The 4,889-nt window shown below is 45.1% G+C and carries 4 protein-coding genes and 1 pseudogene; 3 read left to right on the top strand and 2 right to left on the bottom strand.

Translation table 11 applies throughout. The features are described from left to right. The first annotated feature begins 15 nt into the window (after positions 1-15). A complete protein-coding gene (locus C8R30_RS15360; RefSeq protein ID WP_420812422.1) occupies positions 16-156 on the top strand; it encodes a transposase in 141 nt (46 codons plus the stop codon). Between the two features lie 281 nt (positions 157-437). Here C8R30_RS15360 and C8R30_RS16525 read toward each other — a convergent pair whose 3' ends face one another. Continuing rightward, a complete protein-coding gene (locus tag C8R30_RS16525) occupies positions 438-572 on the bottom strand; it encodes a hypothetical protein (RefSeq protein WP_258192081.1) in 135 nt (44 codons plus the stop codon). A gap of 508 nt (positions 573-1,080) precedes the next feature. On the opposite strand from C8R30_RS16525, the gene C8R30_RS15355 reads away from it, so the two are divergent. Further along, positions 1,081-3,120, top strand: coding sequence for a prolipoprotein diacylglyceryl transferase (locus C8R30_RS15355; protein WP_146162709.1), 2,040 nt, complete (start codon positions 1,081-1,083; stop codon positions 3,118-3,120). Between the two features lie 518 nt (positions 3,121-3,638). Here C8R30_RS15355 and C8R30_RS15350 read toward each other — a convergent pair. Beyond that, a pseudogene (locus tag C8R30_RS15350) lies at positions 3,639-4,552 on the bottom strand (IS3 family transposase); the annotation flags it as partial. 128 nt (positions 4,553-4,680) lie between these two features. On the opposite strand from C8R30_RS15350, the gene C8R30_RS15345 reads away from it, so the two are divergent. Beyond that, positions 4,681-4,842 (top strand): hypothetical protein, encoded by a 162-nt coding sequence (locus C8R30_RS15345; protein ID WP_177182387.1) that lies wholly within the window; start codon positions 4,681-4,683, stop codon positions 4,840-4,842. Positions 4,843-4,889 lie beyond the last annotated feature (47 nt).

Here is a 4,889-nt window from a genome sequence, read left to right as displayed (position 1 = left end):
CAGTTTTCCAGCGGAATTGTCGAGGGTTTCAATACCAAAGCAAAACTGATTACGAGAAAAGCCTATGGCTTTCGAACCTTTCATGCTACTGAAATCGCTCTGTATCATGCCCTTGGCGAACTACCTGTGTTTAAAACTACCCACGAATTTTTCTGACGAGGCATAAACAAAGACCAGATAACAGTGTTAGTAGTTTGCAACCACTCTGGCACAACTGAGGATTTCAAGTTTAATAGCGACTGACGGGAAGACAAACGAACCGACTTTGCAATCTATTCTGTCAAAAGTTGCTATCTTCTTTAGCGATGATGCTGCCATCTACTGATCTGAGACACATAGCTTAAAAACTTGCCATCGCCCCATCAATCTCTCTGCCGGAATGCAGAACATTCGCTAGCGTTTACCAAATCAAGAATGTTATGCATACGACAGTTAACTCAATCAGCGGATGGATCAGTTTCATGGGGCCGTGAGTAAGTAACTAGAAAAAATATCGCAATCAGCGTAGGGGGTTGGAACGATGTAGCGAGTACAACTTGGTAATCGCTGCGCTCCAGGCCACTCTCAGACATCAAATATCAATTTAAAATTATAAGCAGACATCTCCCAATGGTTATGTATGTATTCTCCGTTTCATTTCTAAATTTTATGTAACTTTATACACCCTAAAACTGAGCATCTCAAAGGTATTTTTACCGCCAACCACATTGCGATCACTGCGAACACCTGACCCTATCAAAAGTAGTTATATACAGTAAGCGGACTGAGATCATCATAATAAGTTTCTAACTAGCGACAGAACAATATTTATAAAAAACAATTACATACAAAATAAGTGCAAAAATCTATCGTCAATTTGCGACATAATAAATTTAATTTAATGATCCCTTACCAGGATAAATACCTTAATTAATTGATTAATAATCATAATTTTTTTATGGCATGAATCCTGCCTCATATAAATTGTGACCTCAATACACAGCAAAGGAGGTTACGATAGATTTAAACTACTGCAATTATTTTATATGACATATATTTAAAATATATATTTTCAACATATTTGTTTAATAAATGGAGATAATGATGAATACAAACAAAGACTACATCAATGTACATCCAAGCACAGTTAGTCATGATGGAAGTGGTTCAAATGGAATAGGTTATGTTGTACGTGAATTGGCCAAGGATATACATATTGACGGCTTTAACCCACAGCAAGGGGATGTGCTGATATTTGATAATAGCCTCGGCATATCATCACAGGACGAATTAGCTAATTTAATTACAAATATCCATGTAGAAGCTGATAATTTCATCGTCAACTTTGGCAATGAGGTAACACTCACACTGACAGGTGTACAGCCTGACCAGATCAGTTGGGATAATGTCATTGTAGGTGATCCAGATACAGCCGATTCAAACACGGATGATCCAGTTACAGCTGATCCAGGTACCACCGATTCAGATGTGAGTGATCCAATTTCAGCCGATCCAGGCGCTACCGATCCAGATGGGGATGACCCAGTTACAGCCGATCCAGGTACCACCGATCCAGACGTGAGTGATCCAATTTCAGCTGATCCAGGTACTACCGATCCAGATGGAGGTGACTCAGTTACAGCCGATCCAGGTACCACCGATCCAGACGTGAGTGATCCAATTTCAGCTGATCCAGGCGCTACCGATCCAGATGGGGATGACCCAGTTACAGCCGATCCAGGTACCACCGATCCAGGCGTGAGTGATCCAATTTCAGCTGATCCAGGTACTACCGATCCAGATGGAGGTGACTCAGTTACAGCCGATCCAGGTACCACCGATCCAGACGTGAGTGATCCAATTTCAGCTGATCCAGGCGCTACCGATCCAGATGGGGATGACCCAGTTACAGCCGATCCAGGAACAACTGACAATCATGGTGGAGGCAGGTCAAATGGAATAGGTCACGTTGTTCGTGAATGGGCCAGGGATATACGTATTGACGGCTTTAACCCACAGCAAGGGGATGTGCTGATATTTGATAATAGCCTCGGTATATCATCACAGGACGAATTAGCTAATTTAATCACAAACATCCATGTTGAAGCTGATAATTTCATCGTCAACTTTGGTAATGATGTAACACTCACACTGACAGGTGTACAACCTGACCAGATCAGTTGGGATAATATCATTGTAGGTGATCCAGTTACAGCCGATTCAAACACGGATGATCCAGTGACAGCTGATCCAGGCACTACCGATCCAGATGGGGATGACCCAGTTACAGCCGATCCAGGTACCACCGATCCAGACGTGGATGATCCAGTCACAGCTGATCCAGGTACCACTGATCCAGATGGGGATGATCCAGTCACAGCCGATCCAGGAACAACTGACAATCATGTTGGAGACAGGTCAAATGGAATAGGTCACGTTGTCAGTGAATGGGCCAGGGATATACGTATTGACGGCTTTAACCCACAGCAAGGAGATGTGCTGATATTTGATAATAGCCTCGGCATATCATCACAGGACGAATTGGCTAATTTAATCACAAACATCCATGTAGAAGCTGATAATTTCATCGTCAACTTTGGCAATAATACGACGCTTACACTGACAGATGTACAACCTGACCAGATCGGCTGGGATGATGTCATTGTAGGTGATCCAGATACAGCCGATTCAAACACGGATGATCCAGTGACAGCCGACCCAAGCACCACCGATCCAGATGTGGATGATCCGGTTACAGCCGATCCAAGTAGCACCGATCCAGATGGGGATGAACCGGTTACAGCCGATCCAGGTACCTCCGATCCAGACGTGAGCGATCCAGTGACAGCCGATTCAGGTCAAAATATTGACATCAATCCAGGTGAAACTATCCAGGGTGAAGAAGGATCAGAAAATTTTGTTTTCCATGATCTGGGTCACTGGACAATTAACAACTTTAATGCAATGGAAGATATGCTTGATTTCACTGGGTATAATTTATCACGTGAAGAAATAGCCAGCCATATTACAAACATTGCAGTTGAATCTGATAACTTCATTGTCAACTTTGGAGATGATGTATCGATTACGCTGATTGGCCAATCTCCCACCTGGGATAACGTTACAACTGTAGAAGGTTAATTGCGTATTAAGTAGAGGGGCAGCCTATTTCCCCTCTTATGAAGTTTGGGGTTAGAGTCTGATCGAATCCCACAAAACAATTTTTCAACACTACGGCCAGTAGCTATCTAATTTAAGATAGTTACTGCCGTTTATTTTTTAAGCTATATCTGCGTTAATGCTTGAAATTAGTTGTTATCTCAGTTCATGATTGATCACCCAGAAAGGGTCACACACAGAAAGGGTGAGGTACAGGTTGCGGCTTGGCAATGTCGCACAATCTAGCGGGTGTGAATCCCGCCTTGGTAACTGCTAGCCACAGGCCAAGTATCTAGCCTTGCAGACAATCCAGCAATGGGCTGTTTGATGCGTAGGCAAGAAAGCAGGCGAGGCGCAATGGTAACGGATAAAGCCGACCGTGAAGGTTGAAGTCCCGGAATGACCGCATTGGAAGTGGCCGATGGTTTCTGTACACCAGCAGGCAATAGCAGACACGGCGTGGAGTAGAAAGGGCAAGGTGACGTGGTCAAGTAAAACCGGACACTACGGTATGCTTTGCTGGCATACTGCGACCCGCGATCCGAATGCACGATCAAGCCAGGCGGTGGCTAGCGTAGCCAGATCGCCATTCGCAATGCATCACAAACCAGTGTCGCTTTCATCCGTGAGCTCATACTCCAACCCACCACCTTTCTGGAGAACAAATCGATGACAACCGCCAGATACAGCCAGCCTTCCTGAGTCCAAATCCAGGTAATGTCGCAAACATAGGCTTGATCCGGTCTGGCAACCGTAAATTGCCGATTCAATTGGTTCTCAAACACTGGCAACGGGTGATTGCTGTCCGTCGTCACCTTGTACTTCTTCCGGTGTTTCACTTGTATCCCGGCTTCTTGCATTAGTCTTCTCGCCTTCCAGCGACTAACCCGATAGCCCAAGGCATTTAGCGCTCGTTTCATCCTGCGACTGCCATAGGTGTAATCGCATGATTTTGCAATATTCTGCACAGCATCAAGTAGTTGCCTGTGGTGTAGATCATCCGGACAATCGCAGCGGCGTTGTTCATAGTCATAGTAAGCACTACGACTGACACCCAATAGCCGGCACATCAGGCCGACTGGGTAGGTCTTTTTCTTTTGGGTGATGAACGAATACTTCACTTCGTTTCTTTCGCGAAAAAGACCGCCGCCTCCTTTAATATTTGCCGCTCAAGCTTTAATTGTTTGATTTCGATCCTGAGTCGCCGTACTTCTTCCTGCTCCGGTGTCAGTTTCCCATTACCGCGGAATGCCTGACCATTAGTATCTGCCTGATTCTCCCTGACCCATCGCCCAAGCATGTTAGCTCTGATTCCCAAGCTTCTGGCCGCCTCCGCTATCGTTAATCCCTGATCCAGTACCAAGCTGATTGCATCCAGTTTGAATTCCTTTGTATAGTGTTTCCTCGGTTCCATTTTTTCCTCCAATCAAGATATTTTCTCTTAACTGGAGTGTCCGGGTCTATTAGACCATATCACAAACTCAATGGCTGGTAGAAGCGGACATCAAAAGCTTCTTTGACCATGTGGATCATGGCTGGCTGATGGAGTTTCTCGCTCAACGAATCGCCGATCCTGTGCTGTTGCGGGTGATACGGCGTTTCCTCAAAGCCGGAGTGATGGAAGAAGGCCTGCTGCACGAAAGTGAATCTGGAACGCCGCAAGTGCGCTGCAGACGCGCAACAAGCGCAAAGCTATTTGCGTGAAGTTGGGCTTAAGCTTTATAAATGATGGAGGAATCGACCCTCCGATA

It is taken from the genome of Nitrosomonas nitrosa, assembly GCF_003051105.1.
In the GTDB taxonomy this organism is placed as follows: Bacteria; Pseudomonadota; Gammaproteobacteria; order Burkholderiales; family Nitrosomonadaceae; genus Nitrosomonas; species Nitrosomonas nitrosa.
This window is presented reverse-complemented; position numbering and strand designations above follow the sequence as displayed.

Bases quoted from the DNA above. Each gene is read 5' to 3' on its own strand.
- C8R30_RS15345 (WP_177182387.1), top strand. From the start codon at position 4,681: ATGGAGTTTCTCGCTCAACGAATCGCCGATCCTGTGCTGTTGCGGGTG.
- C8R30_RS15355 (WP_146162709.1), top strand. From the start codon at position 1,081: ATGATGAATACAAACAAAGACTACATCAATGTACATCCAAGCACAGTT.
- C8R30_RS16525 (WP_258192081.1), bottom strand. From the start codon at position 572: ATGTCTGAGAGTGGCCTGGAGCGCAGCGATTACCAAGTTGTACTCGCT.